Origin of the sequence: Pedobacter sp. AW31-3R (assembly GCF_052180285.1) — a bacterium.
GTDB lineage: Bacteria > Bacteroidota > Bacteroidia > Sphingobacteriales > Sphingobacteriaceae > Pedobacter.
This window is the reverse complement of the sequence record NZ_CP197475.1, coordinates 2,734,926-2,754,767: the sequence shown is the minus strand read 5'-3', so window position 1 is coordinate 2,754,767 and position 19,842 is coordinate 2,734,926. Positions and strand designations below refer to the sequence as shown.

General features: G+C 41.4%; 17 protein-coding genes. 5 read left to right on the top strand and 12 right to left on the bottom strand.

From position 1 onward, the window contains the following. Window positions 1-222 precede the first annotated feature (222 nt). The 10 genes from ACSBL2_RS11295 to ACSBL2_RS11250 form a co-directional block, all read right to left on the bottom strand. A complete protein-coding gene (locus ACSBL2_RS11295; protein WP_442591802.1) occupies window positions 223-945 on the bottom strand; it encodes a hypothetical protein in 723 nt (240 codons plus the stop codon). A gap of 189 nt (window positions 946-1,134) precedes the next feature. Further along, on the bottom strand, window positions 1,135-3,588 hold the full coding sequence (locus tag ACSBL2_RS11290; RefSeq protein ID WP_442591801.1) for a TonB-dependent receptor domain-containing protein: 2,454 nt from the start codon (window positions 3,586-3,588) through the stop codon (window positions 1,135-1,137). A 171-nt stretch (window positions 3,589-3,759) separates the two neighbouring features. Then, the gene (locus tag ACSBL2_RS11285) at window positions 3,760-5,706 is read right to left on the bottom strand and encodes an LTA synthase family protein (RefSeq protein WP_442591800.1); all 1,947 of its coding nucleotides are present in this window, start codon (window positions 5,704-5,706) and stop codon (window positions 3,760-3,762) included. Between the two features lie 193 nt (window positions 5,707-5,899). Further along, window positions 5,900-6,238, bottom strand: coding sequence for a nuclear transport factor 2 family protein (locus ACSBL2_RS11280; protein WP_442591799.1), 339 nt, complete (start codon window positions 6,236-6,238; stop codon window positions 5,900-5,902). 63 nt (window positions 6,239-6,301) lie between these two features. After that, the gene (locus ACSBL2_RS11275; protein WP_442591798.1) at window positions 6,302-7,219 is read right to left on the bottom strand and encodes a helix-turn-helix domain-containing protein; all 918 of its coding nucleotides are present in this window, start codon (window positions 7,217-7,219) and stop codon (window positions 6,302-6,304) included. Between the two features lie 46 nt (window positions 7,220-7,265). Next, complete coding sequence (locus ACSBL2_RS11270) at window positions 7,266-8,093, bottom strand: SDR family oxidoreductase (protein WP_442591797.1); 828 nt, start codon at window positions 8,091-8,093, stop codon at window positions 7,266-7,268. 203 nt (window positions 8,094-8,296) lie between these two features. Further along, the gene (locus ACSBL2_RS11265) at window positions 8,297-9,304 is read right to left on the bottom strand and encodes a saccharopine dehydrogenase family protein (protein WP_442591796.1); all 1,008 of its coding nucleotides are present in this window, start codon (window positions 9,302-9,304) and stop codon (window positions 8,297-8,299) included. A gap of 325 nt (window positions 9,305-9,629) precedes the next feature. After that, window positions 9,630-10,202, bottom strand: coding sequence for a TetR/AcrR family transcriptional regulator (locus ACSBL2_RS11260; RefSeq protein WP_442591795.1), 573 nt, complete (start codon window positions 10,200-10,202; stop codon window positions 9,630-9,632). 83 nt (window positions 10,203-10,285) lie between these two features. Then, window positions 10,286-12,238 (bottom strand): glycoside hydrolase family 97 catalytic domain-containing protein, encoded by a 1,953-nt coding sequence (locus tag ACSBL2_RS11255; RefSeq protein ID WP_442591794.1) that lies wholly within the window; start codon window positions 12,236-12,238, stop codon window positions 10,286-10,288. A gap of 173 nt (window positions 12,239-12,411) precedes the next feature. After that, the gene (locus tag ACSBL2_RS11250) at window positions 12,412-12,792 is read right to left on the bottom strand and encodes a winged helix-turn-helix transcriptional regulator (RefSeq protein ID WP_442591793.1); all 381 of its coding nucleotides are present in this window, start codon (window positions 12,790-12,792) and stop codon (window positions 12,412-12,414) included. A 250-nt stretch (window positions 12,793-13,042) separates the two neighbouring features. On the opposite strand from ACSBL2_RS11250, the gene ACSBL2_RS11245 reads away from it, so the two are divergent. The 4 genes from ACSBL2_RS11245 (at window position 13,043) to ACSBL2_RS11230 (ending at window position 16,564) form a co-directional block, all read left to right on the top strand. Further along, window positions 13,043-14,125: an alkene reductase gene (locus ACSBL2_RS11245; protein ID WP_442591792.1), complete on the top strand. Its 1,083-nt coding sequence runs from the start codon at window positions 13,043-13,045 to the stop codon at window positions 14,123-14,125. Window positions 14,126-14,135: 10 nt separating this feature from the next. Next, on the top strand, window positions 14,136-14,597 hold the full coding sequence (locus tag ACSBL2_RS11240; protein WP_442591791.1) for a nuclear transport factor 2 family protein: 462 nt from the start codon (window positions 14,136-14,138) through the stop codon (window positions 14,595-14,597). Between the two features lie 136 nt (window positions 14,598-14,733). Next, entirely contained in the window at window positions 14,734-15,570 is an 837-nt protein-coding gene (locus ACSBL2_RS11235; RefSeq protein WP_442591790.1) for an SDR family NAD(P)-dependent oxidoreductase, read from the top strand. A 73-nt stretch (window positions 15,571-15,643) separates the two neighbouring features. Beyond that, the gene (locus tag ACSBL2_RS11230) at window positions 15,644-16,564 is read left to right on the top strand and encodes a helix-turn-helix domain-containing protein (RefSeq protein WP_442591789.1); all 921 of its coding nucleotides are present in this window, start codon (window positions 15,644-15,646) and stop codon (window positions 16,562-16,564) included. A 106-nt stretch (window positions 16,565-16,670) separates the two neighbouring features. On the opposite strand, the gene ACSBL2_RS11225 is transcribed toward ACSBL2_RS11230, so the two are convergent. Together ACSBL2_RS11225 and ACSBL2_RS11220 are read right to left on the bottom strand one after the other, a co-directional pair. Then, complete coding sequence (locus tag ACSBL2_RS11225; RefSeq protein WP_442591788.1) at window positions 16,671-17,150, bottom strand: cupin domain-containing protein; 480 nt, start codon at window positions 17,148-17,150, stop codon at window positions 16,671-16,673. 396 nt (window positions 17,151-17,546) lie between these two features. Then, window positions 17,547-18,671, bottom strand: a complete 1,125-nt coding sequence (locus tag ACSBL2_RS11220; protein WP_442591787.1) for an alpha/beta hydrolase — start codon at window positions 18,669-18,671, stop codon at window positions 17,547-17,549. Window positions 18,672-18,929: 258 nt separating this feature from the next. Here ACSBL2_RS11220 and ACSBL2_RS11215 point away from each other — a divergent pair, with 258 nt between their 5' ends. Beyond that, entirely contained in the window at window positions 18,930-19,823 is an 894-nt protein-coding gene (locus ACSBL2_RS11215) for a helix-turn-helix domain-containing protein (protein ID WP_442591786.1), read from the top strand. The last annotated feature ends 19 nt before the right edge of the window (window positions 19,824-19,842 follow it).

The window sequence follows — 19,842 nt, the reverse complement described above, 5'->3', positions numbered from 1 at the left end:
TAAATATGCTTTCCCTGTAAATTTTAAGGCCTGGTATTACAACTGCATTAGCATCAATTGAATAAATAACATGAGATTAATTTGCAATCCGTCCTGTTTTGACTTCGCTGCGGCAAATATTCAGCTGAATTCTGAAGAAATTCTGAATTAAAAAAATTAGACTGAAAGAGTGTGCAGGATTAAAGATGGAGCGCTAATTGGCGATAGCCACCGTAACAAAATTTACTGAACCAGTTTAAAATAGTTACAACGATGTCTGATCTTCGTATATGAAACACCTTTATAAGTACCGGTTACAGCGGATGTCCAATCTTCCCTGATGATATACAGACCTTTCATGGTGGGTTGAAAAACAGCTTCTCCGTTTTCATCTATCAAAAGTTCTTTTTCCCAGTTTTCCGGGTTAAAAACTCTTATTTTAGTCCCTTTAACTGCTTTAATCTGATTATTATAAGCCTGAACAACAATTGATTGATTTTTTTGAGCAGTGATGATATCCAAAAATTGCAAAGGACTTTCAAGCCCATCAGGGAACTCTACCCGATAGGCAGCGCAGAGGTAATCGATGGGCAAAACATTTTCTCCCCCAGTTTTTGAACGGTCTACTACCGGGTGGCTGTCATTGATACCCAGCACACGGTAAAGACCTTTTTCATGTGGTGTAAAGGTTCCTTCCCAACAATCTCCCTGCAGCGCAATAGGTATATTCAGGCGTTTGCCTTTTACATCTACCACAAAGAGCTTAAATTCCCCGGTCAGCATCAATTCCGGACCGGCCAATGGTTTACGGGTTCCCGATTCATCAATATTGCCATAATATAGCTTAATGGACACAGGCTCATTCAGTTTACCCGATCCTTTTACCTCCATCCAGTATGCACTGGCCCGACTTAAAAGCGGAAAAATTATAAGCCATATGAACAGGTAGAAAGGAGTGAGTTTCATGGGGCACAAATATAGGATATCCTATTTTTTTTTAAGGTGTAATTACTGATTGAATTTAGAGCCAAGACCTTTAGGTTGTTGCCCGAATGGCAAAGATGTCATTCGGAAGATTTACAACTTCAATAGGATTGTTGGCATGATTTTGTTTTTCTTGGAGAAATCCTGTATAAAGCCGTCAAAGAAATAATCTTATAATTCCTGTGGTATATTCGGTTCTTCTTTAACCTCATTCTTATGGCTGAATTTTAGATTACCAAACTTATAGCTAAAAGTAATGCCGAATGAACGGTAAGGAACCTTTCTCAAGGTATACTGCTTGTTTCCCGACTGGGAAATGGTGCTGCCCTGATTGATATATTGGTTAAAGGGGTCGGTTGCACTCAAGCCAATACTGGCGTTGCGATTCAGAAACTGTTTCCTTAATGCCAGGGTGTAAAAAAGAAAAGAATTTCCCCTGCCCTGAACACCAACCTTCGGCGTGTTATAATTGCCAAATATTTCTGCAGAAAGGTTTTTGGGAAACTCATAAGCGACATTCAGGTTCATCCGGTATTCCATTCCTCCGGCATCCTGATTTAACCCATTGTAATCGAAAGCGATTGATTTATGGTAGATCAGCACATTAGTTCGGAGGCTGAGCTTACTGCTAAGGGGCAGGTTGACATAGAGGTTCCCACCAATCTTGTTTTCTCCACCGGTATTGATGCGCCTGGTGAGAGTTACATTTTCATAAGTGAGCTCTCCTTCCGGATAGGTGGGGTAGAAATCAGTATAACTTTTGATATCATCACCATTATGCCTTAAAAAGGAGGTTAAATTTAACGAAGTCCCATTTTTAAAGGATTTACTATAACCAATCTCAAAGTTATTGCCCAGTTCTGGCCTCAACATGGGATTGCCTGCTGAAAGATTATAGGGATCACTGCGGTTCACAAAAGGATTAAGTTCATCATAATCCGGACGCTCAATCCGGCGGCTGTAGCTGAGTTTGAGCGACTGGCTGTCGTCTAACTGATGGGAAATCACAAAAGATGGACTCAAGGCACCATAATTCGGAATCACTGTGTTGGCAAAATCAGTATGGTTAACCGTATATTCATAACGTGCACCTGCTTTAACTGCCAAAAAATCAAAAACCTTAAAGCTGGCCGACAGATAGCCGGCAAAGATATTCCTGTCATATCTAAAATGGTAAGACTGGGACGGATCCGGCAGGTAGTCTTGCGAGGGGCCATCATAGCGTTGGGCATTAACCAGGCTGCTGATGGTTTTGAAAAAAGCCCTCCCCCCTGTTTCAAGGCTGAAGTCTTTGCCCAGGGGCTGTGCATAATTGAACTCCAGTCCTGTTTCCTTTACCTTACCCGGACTGCTGCTGCTGGTGCCGGAACCTGCAACAAGCGGATCTTCATAGTGCTGAAACTGACGGTAAGCCGCATTGTTATGGTCTATATTAGACTGATATAGGAAGCTGAGTTCCTGGTTCTCCTTTTTAAATTTCTTTCGGTACCCAAGGCTCCATTGTAAGTTATTTGCATGGGCGCTATTCTCTGCATCACGATTGGAATAAACGGATGAAGACTGATTATTGCTATCGAAACTGGTTTGCAACTGACTGGCCAGATCAGCGGAATTGTTGCTAAACTGACTATAGCCTATTGAAGCAGTCACATTATCCTGAGGGCTGATATTCCATTCTCCGCTGATCCCCGACTGGTACCCATTTCTTTTGATCCTGCTGCTTCCATGCTGATCCAGTAATTCTATTCCTTCAGCATTGCTCAGCTGTTTACTATTCAATGAAGTGGTATTCAGCTGGGCATTCCCGCTGAAAAAAGTACTGATACCGAAGTTTTTCTTTTTTGCATTGAGGTTAAATGAACCATTGTTCAGACGGCTTCCCGCAGAAAGATTTACAGTGCCATTTATCCCGCTGATGTTATTGTCTTTTAAGATAATATTTATCACACCCGCTGTTCCCTGGGCATCATATTTTGCGCCGGGGTTAGAAATGACTTCTATATTTTTGATCTGGCTTGCGGGAATGGAGGCCAGGGCTTCGGTTACACTCGATCCAAAAATGCTGGAAGGTTTTCCGTTAATCAGAAAGTTGATCCCAGGACTACCCAGCAATTCTACATTCCCGTTAATATCAACGGTAAGGGTAGGTACCTTTTTCAGCACATCAATGGCTGTTCCGCCCTGGGCACTCAGGTCGTTCACAGGATCATAAACCAATTTGTCAATTTTATTCTGTACAGCCGGGATTTTTGCGGTAATCTGAACAGCTTTTAAATTTTCCTCCGTAGGGACGAGCAAAATGTCTGACACCACGATCTTGCGTTGCTGAAGGCTGAGCGACACATGCTCAGCAATATATGGCTGATATCCCACAAAACCAATCACCATCCGGTAGGTTCCATAAGAAAGACCGGTGATCAGGAAATTACCCTGAGGATCTGAAGAAACTACCCGAATGGCGGTAGTGCCTCCCTGTACGTACACGTTAACAGTTGCATAGTCAACCGGCAGTTTGCTCACTGCATCAATAATTTTTCCGGATATTTTTCCGTCTGCTGCTTTTTCCTGGGCATGGAGCGTCAGAAAAAAAAAGGCGATGAATAAGGAGCTCAGTATAAATTTCATGCTTGGGGTATATTGTTTACCCTGCAAATCAACAGCACAAAACTGGAGGCATTCTGTACAGAAGGCATTAGTGGCAAAAAAAAGATAATAATTAGATGTAGATTAATCCCGATCATGTTTTGCACTGAACAATTCTGCTGACACCTAATTTTTTAAGCGGCGTATAGCGGATTATTGGTGCATGCCCCCACTTTTAAATAAATCATATGCTGTCTGATAATTCGCAATGGCTTTGGCTATAGTGGCTGCAGGCAGCGCTGAAGGGATCTGTGTATTCTTTTCTTTGTTGTAGATAAAAGTTTCTGTCTTTTGCTGTGGACCTAAAATCACCAGGCTATCCTGGCTCAAAAAGGCAAGCTGCTGATAAGTGCCCAAAACGGCCCTGGGATGATAGCCAGGATCCAGCACATTTTTCCCATAGAGGTTGCTCTGATAAGTCCATCCCAGCAAGCTGAACAACGTAGGATAAAGGTCAATCTGTGAACACATCTTACTGATCACCTGTTTACCTTTTACAGGAAGGTTCAATATCAGACATGGGATGTGGTATTTGCTGATGTCTATTTCATTTTTACCTGCGCTGGAGGCGCAGTGATCGGCTACAATGATCACCACTGTATTTTTATACCAGGGCTTGCTTTGCAGGTGTGCAATAAACTTCCCGATAGCATAGTCCGTATACCGCACTGCCCCTTCCCTGCCACTGCCAGATGGCAGATCGATCGCTCCCGAAGGATAGGTATAAGGCCGGTGGTTCGACGTAGTCATCACGAAATTATAAAATGGGCGGCCGGTTTTATACTGTGCATCGGCGCCGCGAAGGACTGCATCAAATAAATCTTCATCACTGATTCCCCAGGCATTTTCAAAGTGAACCTGCCCGTCGCCTATGACAGTTCTTTTGGTCAGGTAACTGTCGCCCATTTTTATATTTCTTCCCCTGTCGGTAATATCAAAACCGTTACTCCCGAAGTATTCGTTCATGTTATCAAAATAACCATCTCCGCCATAATAAAATGTACGCAGATAACCTTGTTTCTGGAAGATATAACCTACTGTAGCTAAGTTTTCATTTCCCTGGCGACGCACAATACTACTCCCCGGAGTTGGTGGTGCAGACAGGGTTAGGGCTTCCATTCCCCTCACGGTTCTGGTACCCGTAGCATACATATTGGTAAATAGCAGATTCCCATCGGCCAGAGTGTCGAGCACTGGCGTCAGCTGCTGTGTATTCCCAAAATGCCCCATGAAGTCTGCACTCAGACTTTCCACCGTAATCATGATCACATTCGGCTTATACCTGGTTCCGGGATTCGTAATTTCCCTTTTGATGGAAAATCCCGTATGGATAAAATGGCTGTTATTTTCCTGCAATTCATTCCTGATGATACGATAAGCCTCCGCTTTTTTTAACATTGGGTAAAAATCATTGTAGTTCAGCTCGTTGTTCCTGAAGGCCGCAAAAAAGGAGTAGATACCGGCTTTCGATAATTCATTCTGGTACCTGTTGTGACTGAACTCTGCGGTAGAATTATTCAGGATAAATGGAAAAATAATGGTGGGCAGCAGCAAAGCGCCAGATATCAACAATCTTTTTTTCAAAGGTGGCCGGTCCTGAAAGCTATGGACAAAGACATTTTTTCTGGCAAAAAACCAGATGGTAATCACCACCAGCAGCAGTATACCCCCTATCAGTAAGGGTAAAGGATAAGATTGATTGATATTGCTGATCACCTCATAGGTATAGATCAGATAATCTACCGCAATAAAATTAAACCTGCTTTCAAACTCCTGCCAAAAGGTGAGTTCTGCAAAAAAAGAAAAGAAAGCAATGAGCAGCATTAGAAAAAACCAGCCATAAGTAATTACCCGGTTTGTTTTGCTATTGCCCCATCCGGCAGGCAGCAGCAACAGATAAACATTGAACAGGGCAACAAAAAATAAGGCAACGGTAACATCATAGCTAAAACCTAAGCCATACAGCTGCAGCACAGACAGCAAACTAAAATCTGTTTTAGATAAAGAGAAGATCAGCAATCCCGTACGGATAAGGAAGGAGAATAAAATGAAGATTGCGATAAAAGAAAACAGTACACTATACCTGCCTTTAAACATCATTTAATAATATTAAATCGATTAAAAGGGAAAGGTATTATCTGATTCTGTACGAATTCTGGATTTTGGCTGCTGGGCTTAAAAATTAACGGATCAACAAGAAGGCTGATTCATTAATTCACCCGATCTAAAACGGAAGTTCTGCCAAACTGATCGGGAATGTTTCATCTCCATTGATCACAATTAATTGTATGGTTTACAAGATTAAATCTGCTGATACAAATTCAATTTTTCCATTTTTGAAGGTAAAATCAAAAGTCCCACCAAGCTTACCTTCGGGAAAATCACCAGTAAATTCAACCTCCAGATGAGCCCGATTGGTATCGCTCACTGTTATATTTACTTGTTTAGTCTGCGTTTTGTAACCGATGAAATAGTTTTCGAAATAGGTCCTGATGCCCTCCCTCCCGCTAAATTTTCTTCCAACGGACGGATCGTCCAGAACGGACTTTTCGGCATAAAAGGCCAAATACTTTTCAGTATCATAACGATTGCTAACCGCAATCCATTCTTCAATAAATTTTTCTATATCCATGTCCATTAGTTTTAGCTGTGCTGTATACGCCTATGTTATAATAAATCTTGTGTAGCACCCATTTCAGTTAAATGACTGCCGGAAATCAAGTGGAGATTGGTTAGTTTTCTTTTTAAATGTGCGGTTAAACGATTGTGGATGTTCAAAACCTAGTTTGTAAGCAATTTCGCTTATTGTCAGTTGACTTGTCGATAAGAGTTCCTTCGATTTTTCAATTAACTTCTGATGGATGTGCTGCTGTGTATTCTGTCCCGTGATCGTCCGCAGCATGTCGCTGAGGTAATGAGGGGAAACATTTAAGGGACCGGCCAGCTGGACGACTGTCGGTAATCCTGTTAACGATGGCTGATCACTATCAAAGTAGTCGGCAAGCAATGCCTCAAAACGAATCAGCAGATCATTGCTTGCCGTTCTCCGTGTGATAAATTGTCTGCTGTAAAAACGCTTGCTGTACTTTAATAAAAGTTCTACCTGTGAAATCAGGACTTCCTGACTCATCTGATCAATCGGGGAATCCAGTTCAGTTCCGATGTTATCAAATAATGCGATGATCACTTTTTTCTCTTTGTCGGACAGGTATAAAGCTTCGGTAACCGAATAAGCAAAAAAACCATAATGCTTCATGTTTTGTCCCAAAGGATGGCCTGCAATAAAGTCCGGGTGTATAAGCAAGGTATAACCACCATAATCGGCCTCGTCCTCCATTGCCATAATCACCTGATGAGGGGAGAAAAATGACAATCCTCCTTCATCAAAATCATAATAATTCTGTCCATATTTAATTTTTCCTGTAAAACTCTTTTTATAGGAAATTTTATAAAAGTTAAATACCATTCCTTTTTCAAGTTCCGCGGTATCAGTTGTCACATCTCCATAGTTAACCAGGCTGATTAATGGATGAAGTGGTTTTGGTAATCCAAGTGCCTTATGCAATTCCGATATCGAATTGAAAATAACCGGTTGTTTTGATGATGATTTCATGTTAAATATTTGAATAGCATGAAGGACTGTTCTTCATGCTATTGGTTTAAACAGCAGTTTTTTGATAGGGGCTTTTCAGGTTAAGGTAGGCAGTCAAGTCTTTACGATAAGTCTCTGGTCCCTGCGCAAGTCTTTTGGCATACAGTCGTACGGAGTCATTCCCAGCCGGATAGATCAGCTGATCTTCCCCATCTGTTGCTGCACGATATACCACTTCAGCGATAAGATCAGGTGTTGTAAATTCCATGAGCGTACCATCCTGGAATCCTTCCATCATTTTAGCCATCGTTGCCTCATAGCCCTCATCCGCTGTCACTTGCATGCCTTTCATAAATTCAGTTTTAATCCCGCCTGGCGCTACATTTTTGATGCCAATACCAAACTCTGCAAGGTCGTACGACATGCTTTCCGCAAGCCCCTGCATCGCCCATTTAGAGGCATTATAAATGGCTGATTGCGGATTTGAGGTTAAACCGCACAGTGATGTCGTATTAATGAACAAGCCAGCCTTTTTATTTTTAAAGTACGGAATAAATTCCTGGATCACCCAAACCGTCCCAAAAAAATTAGTCTCAAACTGTGCCCTGACCTGATCTTCCGTATGCGCCTCTAAAGGACCAATCAATCCATACCCTGCATTGTTGAAAACAATATCAATATCACCCAGGTCAATTGCTTTTTGTACAGTCAGACGAACCTGGTCGACATTTGTCACATCAAGAGGTAACAAAATCACATTTTTCAGTAAATTTAATTCTTTCTCATTTTCGGGTTTGCGCATGGTTGCGATAACTTTCCATCCTTTAGCCTGAAATAAGAATGCAGTGGCTTTGCCTAATCCGGTAGATGCACCGGTAATAAAAATAGTTTTCATAATTCCTGTTTGTTTACCGTACAAAGGTGGGGTTCAGCACCATCGGAATAATAACCAAAATGGATGGTGTATTAACCAAAATGGAGAACAGCAATCATCTGCTGTAAGTAATTTTACAGGTATCAACTGCTGTACAAATATGATCTAATTTAAACAGACAGGGTTTGCTCATTCCTCATGAAACACCACCACTTCTTATGGGCTTAAAAATCAGTAATTACCACATCCAATAGTGAAGTCATCAATGCCGAACCATATGCAGAGGCGGGGGACTGAAATCCGATTTGATAAGATCCTTTCAAAGCACGGTTAACCACTTCAACTGCAGAAGTAACTGTCGGAAGGTAACCTTCCGGCATGTCGGCCATGGATCGGACTACCATTCCATCTTCATCTGTAATTTCTATAAGGATCTGACTTCGTACTGTAATCAGCTCTTTTTTTGGATGTCCCTCTTCAAATTTCACAGCACCTTCTACATTACTGCCAGCAGAAAGTGCCAATTTAAAGTACTCTTCAATATCGGGAATACCTGTCGATTTAAAACTAAGCACTACCCCACCCAATGGCATAAGTGAAAAATCTTCAGGGCCGTTGCCTAAATCAAAAGTGGCAGAAGGAGCCTCATTTAATTTTTTTATTTTTCCGTTTTTTCTAACTAACATTCCTGCATTGATTATATTAGAACTGCTGGCGACAGAACCAGGTGTAAAGCCTCCGGAATATTTAAAAGCCGCACGCATAGCAATCGGATTTTTCACCCGCTTGGCTGTATGTACAACCAATGGATCGTAGGTAGCAAATAACCCAGCCCCAGGTAACAGCATAATTCCTGCTGCCTTGGCAGCTGCATCTTTAGATTCGGCGAGACGGTAAATATCAACTTCTGCAGTAATATCAAAATAATGCACTTTAAATAGAATAGCAGCCTCCATCGCGTACTCAGCAGTTTCACTGAATGGCCCGGCTATATTCAGTAAAGCAGTTTTACCTTCCAGACTTGCTTTCCAGCCTCCCAGATCATTAACGGGAAACACATGGTAAGGAACATTTAGTTCTGTGGAAAGGGCAGCCAACTTCTCTTCATTTCTGCCGGCAATTTCAAAGTCAAGACCTCTTCGGGCCGCTTCATGCACAATCAGGGTACCGGTGTACCCGGTTGCTCCGTAGATTAATAATTTCCCCTGCTGGGTAACTTCTAAGTCTATCATATACTTTTTTTAAGATTTTTTTGTTATTGACATGTGCTCAGCCATTATATAAATCCACCAAAATAACTCCTTCACTTTTGACAGATCAGTCAATCCATCCTTTAAAAGGAGTGTGAGTATTCAGTTAATTCTGTAATATTCATTTCAAAATAAAAACAAAGTAAACATTTCCTCTATTTCAGAAAACTTAAAATTGCTGCATTTCTTTTACAAACGTAGATCTTTTATAAAACAAACGTTTCAGATTAATGTCATTTTAGGATTTGTGCTAGGAGTGCGCCGATACCCCGGATGCGTTGATGAATGCTCAACAGAAATTTTATCTTTAAAGTTGGGAAATCAGATACCTGGCCATTTTTTTTATTCTGATTGGGTCTTTATAAATAATATAAGATTCGTGCCAGCCAGTAAATGCACTAATGATGAAATCAGCTATTGTATGAGCCTCTACCCTGTCAGCCATCTCTTCTTGTGCGATGGCATCCTGAATTAAATCCGACAAAAATCGATGGGTAAAGTCACTGTCTTCTTTGAGAAGAGCCATGACATCCGGATCAGTTGCTGCAAGCTCAAAAGTAGTTTTTATGGCCAGACAATGGTTATCACTGTAAAGAATTGTGTTGACACAATTGTTGATCATACCAATGATTGCTTTTAAGGGGGACTTAATTTTTGATGCCTGTGCTGAAGCTTCCTCCATCCTGCCATGCACATAATTAGTGATACACCTTAAAAAAAGCTGATGTTTATCACCTATCGTGTTATAAAGACTACTACTGTTAATTTGCATGGCCTCTGTCAGGTCACGCATTGAGGCGCCATTATAACCTTTCTTCCAAAAAACCTCCATTGCTTTTTGAATTGCCTTATTTTCATCAAATTCAACGTTACGCGCCATTTTTTCCTCAAAGATAGTATTAATCTGAAATGTATGTTTTAGATTAATGTCATTTTCAATTTCTGTGGTAAGATCTTTATAAATTAGAAGGAGTACAGTACCGTACCACCGTTTCCTGCCAGTTTGATTTCATAATCAGCATTGCTCCCCAACACTGAGGTACTGAAAGCCGATGATGCATTCTGTCCATCGCTGATGATGGAAACCTTTTTCCCTTTTAACATTGGCAGTTTGACCTTCAGTATTTTTTCACTGGATTCTCCATTAATTGCAGCAACATACCAATTTTCCCCCTTGCGTCGGGCAATGACACAATATTTCCCAGGATATCCATCGATGAAACGGGTTTCATCCCAGACAGTAGGAACAGATTTAAGGTAATCAAATAAATAGCCTGGTTTCTCCTTTAGGTTATCCGGGGTAATACCAAAATGCTGGACAGCAGAGAAAAATATAACCGCAGTCGCCATCTCAAAAGCATCAGTCGTGCGCCGGATTTTACCATCTTTCTGAAATCTGTCCATACGGCTATTCAAAAAAACCGGACCAAAATCCATTGCAGCTACCGCATTTCTTGTGAAAGGATACAAGGTTGCTGTAACCGGATAATTGTCATTAAAAGACTGCTGAAAAACAAGGTTCTCTGAAGCAAGAACAGCCTCACTGGTAACAAAGCTGGGGTACATCCTTTCCCATCCGCGTGGTAAAGTCGTTCCATGAAAATTTATCGACAGGCCGTACACCGACGCATCCATCAAAATATCGTGGTAGAGTTTCATCGTTGCCTGTTTATCACCTCCGAAAAAATCTATCTTCAGCCCTTTTACCCCTACCTTTTGCAGCCATTTCATTTCTTCCAGCCTTGCTTCTCTGGTATCCATGCGGTTTTTAGGTGTTTGCGGTGCCGTATTCCATTTTCCGTTAGAATTGTACCACAACAATACACCTACATTTTTTGACTTCGCATAGCTGATCAGTTCCTCCATTTTAGTTCTGCCAATCTGAACATCCCAAAGGGCATCTATCAGTACGAACTCAAATTTCAATGCAGCAGCCATATCAATATAGGTGATCTGGTCATTATAATTACAGCTTTCATCCTGCCATACAATCCAGCTCCAGCTGGCCCTGCCAGTTTGAAATACCTTTGAAGACGTGGTTAATGGCTTGACAACATCGGTAGCACTGGTGGTTTCAACAATAGGTTTTAAATCCCTTCCAACTGTAATGGTCTTCCAGGAGGTCTGCATAGGTAAGGTCGCAGTTGCTGTAACCGGCCCAACATTGCCATTTTCCCCTTTTTCAGGAAAACTTACCGTGTAAAGGCCACTGCTCGAAGCCTCAGTTAATTTGGTTCCTACATAGTCCGCATCAACACCTGTCTCAGAGATAAGCATCCAACCTTTTTCACCCAAGTGGAACAATGCCGGATAGGTATAACCCAAGCCATATTTCGACGGCTTACCAACAGCCTCTTCTATGGTATATTCTTCCTCATAGGAAGGTTTCGTTTTTTCCCAGCCTGTTGAAGCAGGAGCTTGCGGAGTAATAAAAGTAGTACTTCCTGCAGGGAGTTTAAAACCGGTCACTTCATGTTCAATCGTACATTTGACCTTACCCCTCCCATTTTCATGGATGAGATAGTTAAAAGCTATATCGGAATCCGATATCCTGAATACGATAGACAAGGTATCTTTTGCCTGATTGACAAAGCTGCAGGTTAACTCATTGGCGCGATAATTCACCTCACTTACCTTCGATCTGTTGAGCGTGTAAGACTCAGCTATTTTCCTTGTTTTCTGACTCGTCAGCCGAAGATTCCGGGAAAAGTCACCAATAGAACTCTGAAGTCCCAATGGGGAATTGCCTAAGAACTCAGTTCCCGCATAGGATATGTTGTATACAGGCGAACCATTTAGCATATTCAGGCTCAACCGGATCTTTTTATCAGGACTATGGGCATAAACGGCTGTTTGAGCAGATGTTTCTAAAGTAAAGAAAGATAGGAATGACAGGAGTACTACAGGAATTTTCATCAATTTACACTTGGGTTTATAATTGTCAGATGAAGCCCTGTGATGATTGAAAATTATAGCCCTTTGGGCTAAAATCAGCTGTTCATAACGGGTCCATTAACTATTTGGTTAGGCACTAAAGAACCAAATATAGAAAATAAATTAAATGTCATACTAACGTTTAACAGAATTTTTTATGGATTGGCCCCCTCATCTTGTTCAGTTTCTTTCCCTTCCAGAAGATGTTTAAACTGATCCATGTATTCATTTCCCCAATTGTCCATTGCTATTGTTATCGGCAAAAGGCACTCCCCAATCTCTGTTAAACGGTACTCCACTTTAGGTGGCAAAACGGGATAAATGGTTTTCGTTATAATGCCATGTGCTTCCAGTTCATTCAGCTGAATGGTTAAAGCTCTTCGTGAGGCGCGCGGCATAGCACGCTGCAAATCGCTTGGACGTAATACGTTTTTATGAATCAGGTTAATGAGACAGGGTTTCCATTTGCCCCCGATAATTTCACTAATAATGTCTAAACCACAAATATAGGTGCGTTTAATTTTTCTTTCGTACATGTCTAAGCCAGTAAGGTGAATGTATAATAATACCCTGCTGATCAAACAGGGATTATAATTAATCCGGAATTGCTTTAAAGGATTTTTGCTTCGCCTGCAAAAATAAGATAAAAAAAACTAAAGCCTGCTCCTCTCTGCGCGTCAGGTAGGGAAAAGTTATATGGCAAAATTATGCCCTATTAGAATCGTTATGCCATTATTGCCAGCCTTCCTGAATGCAGGTAGATTTGTGCCCTAACAAAATAAGCATATGAAATTACTGGAAAAATACAAGTCAGCTGCCTTACAACTAAAAAACCGTGTGGTGATGGCTCCAATGACAAGATGCCGGGCAGACAATGCCGGCAATACAGCTACAGACCTGATTGCTGAATACTATGCACAACGTTCATCAGGCGGTTTACTAATTTCAGAAGGCACTTTTATTAATGATCTGGCACATGGTTATATCCACGTCCCCTGCATTTATACGGCAGAGCAGGTGGATGCCTGGAAGAAGGTCACTCACGCAGTTCATGAAAAAGGTGGAAAAATATTTGCACAATTATGGCATGTAGGCAGGGTCTCCCATCCCGATTTATTGAATGGTCAGTTACCCCTAGCCCCTTCTGCTATTAATCCTCACTTCACGGCCTATACGAAAAATGGTTTTGCAGAAACCCTTACTCCACGTGAAATGACAAGGGAGGACATTCAGCAAACGGTTTCAGATTTTCAAAAAGCCGCTGTTAATGCAATAGAAGCCGGTTTCGACGGTGTTGAGCTCCATGCAGCCAATGGTTACCTGTTTCATCAGTTCTTTGCGAAATGTTCCAATTTAAGGAAAGACAATTACGGTGGGGCGATTGAGAACCGGATCAGGTTCCTCTTTGAGGTGCTGGATGCGATTACTGAAAAAATGGATGCTGCTAAGATCGGAGTTCGTCTTGCCCCGGCATTAGACCAGACCTTTGGAATCACGAGGGACGATGAGGCAGATGAGCTTTACGATAGGCTGGTCAACCAGCTCAATGACTACCAGCTGGCTTATCTTCACTTATCGGGATTCAGCCGGGCTTCAGTTGCAGATCCAATGAAACTGGTCATTGACACGGCAAAACATTTTCGCACGATTTATAAAGGTACTTTAATGATCAATAAGGGTTTTACAGCAGATAGTGGCAATAGGGTTATAGCGGAAGGGATCGCGGATCTGGTTTCTTTTGGTGAATTGTATATAGGGAACCCTGATCTGGTGGAACGATTTGCTGCTGGTGCAGCATTGAACCGTAACCATTCCGAAACTTACTATACCCCCGGAGCAATGGGATTCACGGATTATCCAACCTTATAATTATTAGCTAATGAATACAGAGCGGATAGAGAAACTACTTCATACCGAAGAGATCAGAAATTTACGCATAAAATACAGCCATTATCTGGATAGTTACCAGCTGGAGGAGCTGACAATGTTATTTACAGAAGATGCGACTGTTCAGACTGACCGTGATCCCTGGCATGGCCGTGCCGGAATTTATGCAGGACTTGACAAGGCATTCAAAGAATATGACCGAAATAATCATGGAAATTACCCTTTTCTTCATGCGGTTACAAATCATTGGATAGAAATAACCAGTCCGACCACGGCACAAGGTAAATGTTACCTCATTGATTTAGTAACGGGCAGGCCGAAAAATGAAAAGCCCTTACTACTTTTAGGCTTGTACGCTGATGAATACGTACTGATCGGTAACAAGTGGTATATAAGCAAAAGCAGATTAGACGTGGTTTGGCCTGAAAGGAATAACATTTTCATGGATGTGTAATGCCAACAGTTACCTGTTATTTCCTTAAATCCCGCAAACGCGTTTTCTTGTTTAGACTACAAAAACCCTGAATTGGACTACAAAAGGAAACTGCTCTTGGGCGACATTTGTAGGGTAAATATTAAAAAATAACACGATGGCTAATCAACATGAAAAAAATAAAGTCTGGTTTATAACAGGTGCTTCCCGTGGATTTGGACGCGTATGGACAGAAGCTGTGCTGAAGCGCGGTGATCTTGTTGCGGCAACAGCCAGGCAACTCAGCAGTATAACCGATCTGAAGGAGAAATATGGCGAGAATGTTTTAACCCTTGAACTCGACGTTACCAATCACGATCAGGTAAAAACAGTTATCGCACAAGCCTATGATCACTTCGGCAGACTGGACATTGTACTCAATAATGCAGGCTATTCCCTGGTGGGCACAATTGAAGAAGCGAGTGCAGATGATGTCCGCGCACTTTATGAAACAAATGTCCACGGTCCACTGGCTGTCATTAAAGCAGCTTTACCATTCCTTCGCAAACAGGGATACGGCCATATTCTAGGAACATCAAGTAACCTGGGTCATGTAACGATGCCCGTAATTGGCTATTACTGCTCCTCAAAATGGGCATTTGAAGCTATCCATGAGAGTTTGGCGGCAGAGGTCAAAGCATTTGGCATCAGCGTTACGATCATCGAACCTGGTGCCTATGCCACTGAATTCGGTAGCCAGGAATCGCTAAAATTTGCAGCAGGCCTGGACATCTATGCAGATTTCAAAGCACAATTCATAGAAAGTTTAAAAACACTGGAAAGAGGAAATCCGGATGCTACGCCCCAGGCGATCTTCAAAATAGTAGATTCAGAAAATCCACCTCTGAGGTTCCATCTTGGCAGCCATAACTTACCCTGGGTACGTGAGGCTTATGCAGAAAGATTGGCTACCTGGGAGGCCTGGGACGACCTTTCCAGCTCAGCACAGGGCTAACTGGTGTAAATCAATGGTGGCCATTGTGTAAATGGCCACCATTTTAATATCTTTAAATCTCAAATTCATACCGATGAAGAAAGAAACTAACAGCCTGCAAAGGTTTGAATCGTTGTCAGATGCGCACCGGGCATTCGGATTACCAACGCCGCAACATCCTTTGATTAGTCTGATCAATGGAGCCCATACTCCGGTCGGATTGAATAATCTCCCACAACAGCATGTACTGGGTTTCTATAAAATTTCCTACAAACCAAAACTCAATGGAAAATTAAAATATGGCCAGAGTTATTATGATTTCGATGAGGGTGGTTTATTCTTTGCTTCCCCAGGACAGATTATTGGAAGCCATAACAATGAGGCTGCGGTTTGCTCCGAATATACTTTACTCATGCATCCGGATTTTTTGATTGGTTCTTCCTTAATGAAAACGATTAAGGAATACGGATTCTTCTCTTATTCAGTAAATGAGACACTCCATCTTTCAGATCATGAAAAGGCAACGGTCCTATCGATCTTTAAATTTATGGAGGAAGAGCTGAACGGACGGACGGATGACTTTAGCCAGAATGTCATTATCTCTCAGATCGGGTTATTACTGAACTATGCAGACCGTTTTTATAAACGCCAGTTTATTACCCGCAAAGCTGCCAATAACGACTTACTGCAACGGTTGCATGAAGTTCTGGAAAACTATTTCAACAATGAACTCTCCCTGAGTCAGGGAATACCATCGGTCCACTTTCTTGCAGAACAGCTTCACCTTTCCCCAAATTATCTGAGTGATATGTTACGCTCCCTTACCGGTCAGAATGCCCAGCAGCATATTCATGACAAACTCATTGAAAAGGCCAAGGAGAAATTATCAACCACAAGCCTTTCTGTCAGTGAAGTGGCGTATGCCCTGGGGTTTGAGCATTCGCAGTCGTTCAGCAAATTATTTAAAACCAAGACCGATCTTTCGCCGCTGGAATACAGACGGTCATTTAACTGACCGGTATCTGATCTTCAATCACATTAATCATTTCTATGCTACCCCGGTTTCATTCGGGTATGGAATCACAGGTTCACCATGAACCTGGCCGGCTTAAGAAACTTAACTATGGATGGTTATACTCTTCTTCAGTGACCTTTTCAGCCCAGACCGTTGGGCCATTTTGCCGGCCGGTTACAGCAACCTGTAAAAACTCATCATCAGCACTTGCCCCATGCCAGTGCAGGATATCAGGCGGGCATTTGATGGCATCTCCCTTGTGAAGTATTTTCTTTGCACTTCCTTTTTCCTGATAATAGCCTGTTCCGCCAATAACCATCAATATCTGACCAGCTGGATGTGAGTGCCACCGGGTTCTTGCTCCCGGGGCAAATGTGACACATCCCAGATCTGCCTGGTTAAGGCTGTCACTTTGCACCAAAGGCTGTAACCAGACTTTGCCATGAAAATTATCACCTGTTACCGGATTTCCTTTTGGAAAGATTTTGTCCTGAAGGGCAGTATTTCCTGCTTTCCTGGTACTGAAACAGGACGATATAAACAATAGGGATAATCCCGCCGCGATCATTAATAAGTTCTTTTTCATCAGTATATAATTATTTTTTAAAGGTGATGAAGCTATCATAAGCATTTTTCATTAGCTCTTATTGTTCTTCATTTGCATTCAAGAACTCGCATGCTCGGTTTTTCATTAGCTCTTATTGTTCTTCATTTGCATTCAAGAACTCGCATGCTCGGTTTTTCATTAGCTCTTATTGTTCTTCATTTGCATTCAAGAACTCGCATGCTCGGTTTTTCATTAGCTCTTATTGTTCTTCATTTGCATTCAAGAACTCGCATGCTCGGTTTTCATTACGGTTTGTAAGCAGTTACCCTATGCTTTTCTTTTCCAGTCTTGCCTTCACAATAAGCTCATTTTTTATCACATATTCATCCTGAATATAAAAAAATTTAACGCGAATCCTTGAACAAAGGATTTGGTTTATAAAGATTTTGAATAGAATTTTGAAAGCTTATCAACAGCCTGATTTACATATTCGGGTTTCCAGTACGTTTCGATATGTGTTGCACCATCAATTACAAATAACTCTTTATCCTTTGCATTTATTGCTTTAGCAAAGGCCTCGTCAGTCATATATTTCGAATCAGCTTTACTACCAACAATCATTAACAAAGGCTGTTGAATTAAGTCCATATTCGCACTTGCATCAAACACCATTAAATCCATCAGGCTGCTTGCTGTATATTTTCCCGAGGAATTTGGGTGTGCATGAGTTCTGCCGTAATAAATTGTACCTTCTCTGTATAAATCAAAAGGCATCTTTGCAATTTGCTCGTCCGTTGGGAGGGTTTTAATGTCTCCTATATAGACAACTTCTCCACCCGCTGCTTCCTGCTCCCTTGCCTTCGCTGCTTGAATAAGCCTGTCCTGAATGGTATTAACCGCTGAATTTACATATCCATTTTTTCTGACTACGCCTGAATTAAACATGCTTAAAGTAGCTATTGATTTAAAACGTTTATCTGATTGAGCTGCGTTTAAAGAATATCCCCCTCCGCCACAAACACCCAACAACCCTAGCTTTTGCACATCTACACCCTTATACTGCGAAATAAAATCAGCCATCGCATGAATATCTTCAATCCTATTTGCAGGTTTATCTACATTTCTTGGAAAACCACCACTGCCGCCTTGGTAAGCTGCATCTGCAGTAATTGTGATGTAACCTTGTTCTGCCAATCTTTGCGCATACAGACCTGCAACCTGTTCCTTAACTCCTCCGTTTGGATGAGCGACTACAACCGCAGGATATTTTTGTGCAGGATTGTAATTGGCTGGCGTATACACATTGGCTGCTATAGTAATTCCGTTTATTTTATAGCTGACAGGATGGATGTTTACTTTTCCTGCTACGTTTTCTGTAATTGCACCCTCATACACCAATGTGAATGGGTTTGCATGAACTGTTTTTTGTTCATTTTTCATAACATTTCCTTTTGAAATTGTTGTTTTTTCTTGTTGTTTTTTGAGCGTTTGTCCATTACTGGTATTGAAACCTGCAATCATTATTGTCAGGGCAATCATTGAAATTCTTATATTTTTCATGTTTCTTTGATGGTATAGATTAGTTTTACATCTGTTTACTTGATACCTTGTTTAGCACTGCATTTGTCACTTTCTTTTTCTTGACGGTAATATGGATAACTGTGATGATTTCATCTCTACAAAAGTCCAGTTATTTTTTCTTGAAATGATTATCCCTATTACCGATTGACTACCAATATCACTGATTTGAAAACAGCTCGATCACACATGGACTCTATTTTACTACATTTGAGAAGTATAATTTAAAAAAATATGGCAATGGAGGATATCATAAATTTCAACACTATAGCGGAATACAATGCCTTCAATAACAATGAAAAACTACATCCTCTTGTGAGCATAGTGAATCTGGACAAGGCAGATCCACGGCAGGCAAGACGTTTGCGTTACAGTTTTTATACTGTTTTCTTCAAACAGATCAAATGCGGGGACCTGCGTTACGGATTAAAAAATTACGATTATGAGGAAGGCACGCTGATATTCCTCGCTCCGGGACAGGTGATAGGCGAAAACAGAGAGGAATACTACCAGCCCCAGGGCATTGCCCTGGTCTTCCATCCCGACCTGATACATGGCACGGCACTGGGGAAAAGTATGAACAATTATACTTTCTTTTCTTATGCAGTCAATGAGGCTCTCCATTTATCTGAAAGGGAAAGAAAGATTATACTGGACTGTTTCGATAAAATAGAATTTGAGCTGGAACGTTCCATTGACAAGCACAGTAAAAAACTTATCCTCGCCAATATTAAGTTGTTCCTTGACTATTGTATTCGCTTTTACGACCGCCAGTTCATCACGAGGGATAGCGCAAACAGTGGAATTCTGGAACGGTTTGAGAAATTATTGAACGATTATTTCCATTCAGACTATCCGCGGCAGAACGGACTTCCTACTGTAGCCTATTGTGCTGAACAGCTCCAACTATCTGCCAATTATTTCGGTGACCTGATTAAGAAAGAAACCGGAAGACCGGCTCAGGAGTACATACAAGGAAAAACGATGGATATAGCCAAAGAGAAACTATTCGATTATCATAAATCCATCAGTGAAGTAGCTTATGATATGGGATTCAGATACCCGCAGCACTTTACAAGGTTATTTAAGCAAAAGGTGGGTATTTCGCCTAATGAATATAGAATGCAGAATTGATTGTATCCTCAAGTCTGCG

Excerpts from the sequence above, each read along its gene's own strand:
- ACSBL2_RS11280 (WP_442591799.1), bottom strand. The coding sequence starts at position 6,238 with ATGGATATAGAAAAATTTATTGAAGAATGGATTGCGGTTAGCAATCGT.
- ACSBL2_RS11240 (WP_442591791.1), top strand. The coding sequence starts at position 14,136 with ATGAATACAGAGCGGATAGAGAAACTACTTCATACCGAAGAGATCAGA.
- ACSBL2_RS11245 (WP_442591792.1), top strand. The coding sequence starts at position 13,043 with ATGAAATTACTGGAAAAATACAAGTCAGCTGCCTTACAACTAAAAAAC.
- ACSBL2_RS11290 (WP_442591801.1), bottom strand. The coding sequence starts at position 3,588 with ATGAAATTTATACTGAGCTCCTTATTCATCGCCTTTTTTTTTCTGACG.
- ACSBL2_RS11230 (WP_442591789.1), top strand. The coding sequence starts at position 15,644 with ATGAAGAAAGAAACTAACAGCCTGCAAAGGTTTGAATCGTTGTCAGAT.
- ACSBL2_RS11235 (WP_442591790.1), top strand. The coding sequence starts at position 14,734 with ATGGCTAATCAACATGAAAAAAATAAAGTCTGGTTTATAACAGGTGCT.
- ACSBL2_RS11225 (WP_442591788.1), bottom strand. The coding sequence starts at position 17,150 with ATGAAAAAGAACTTATTAATGATCGCGGCGGGATTATCCCTATTGTTT.
- ACSBL2_RS11220 (WP_442591787.1), bottom strand. The coding sequence starts at position 18,671 with ATGAAAAATATAAGAATTTCAATGATTGCCCTGACAATAATGATTGCA.
- ACSBL2_RS11275 (WP_442591798.1), bottom strand. The coding sequence starts at position 7,219 with ATGAAATCATCATCAAAACAACCGGTTATTTTCAATTCGATATCGGAA.
- ACSBL2_RS11295 (WP_442591802.1), bottom strand. The coding sequence starts at position 945 with ATGAAACTCACTCCTTTCTACCTGTTCATATGGCTTATAATTTTTCCG.
- ACSBL2_RS11255 (WP_442591794.1), bottom strand. The coding sequence starts at position 12,238 with ATGAAAATTCCTGTAGTACTCCTGTCATTCCTATCTTTCTTTACTTTA.
- ACSBL2_RS11260 (WP_442591795.1), bottom strand. The coding sequence starts at position 10,202 with ATGGCGCGTAACGTTGAATTTGATGAAAATAAGGCAATTCAAAAAGCA.
- ACSBL2_RS11215 (WP_442591786.1), top strand. The coding sequence starts at position 18,930 with ATGGAGGATATCATAAATTTCAACACTATAGCGGAATACAATGCCTTC.
- ACSBL2_RS11285 (WP_442591800.1), bottom strand. The coding sequence starts at position 5,706 with ATGATGTTTAAAGGCAGGTATAGTGTACTGTTTTCTTTTATCGCAATC.
- ACSBL2_RS11270 (WP_442591797.1), bottom strand. The coding sequence starts at position 8,093 with ATGAAAACTATTTTTATTACCGGTGCATCTACCGGATTAGGCAAAGCC.
- ACSBL2_RS11265 (WP_442591796.1), bottom strand. The coding sequence starts at position 9,304 with ATGATAGACTTAGAAGTTACCCAGCAGGGGAAATTATTAATCTACGGA.
- ACSBL2_RS11250 (WP_442591793.1), bottom strand. The coding sequence starts at position 12,792 with ATGTACGAAAGAAAAATTAAACGCACCTATATTTGTGGTTTAGACATT.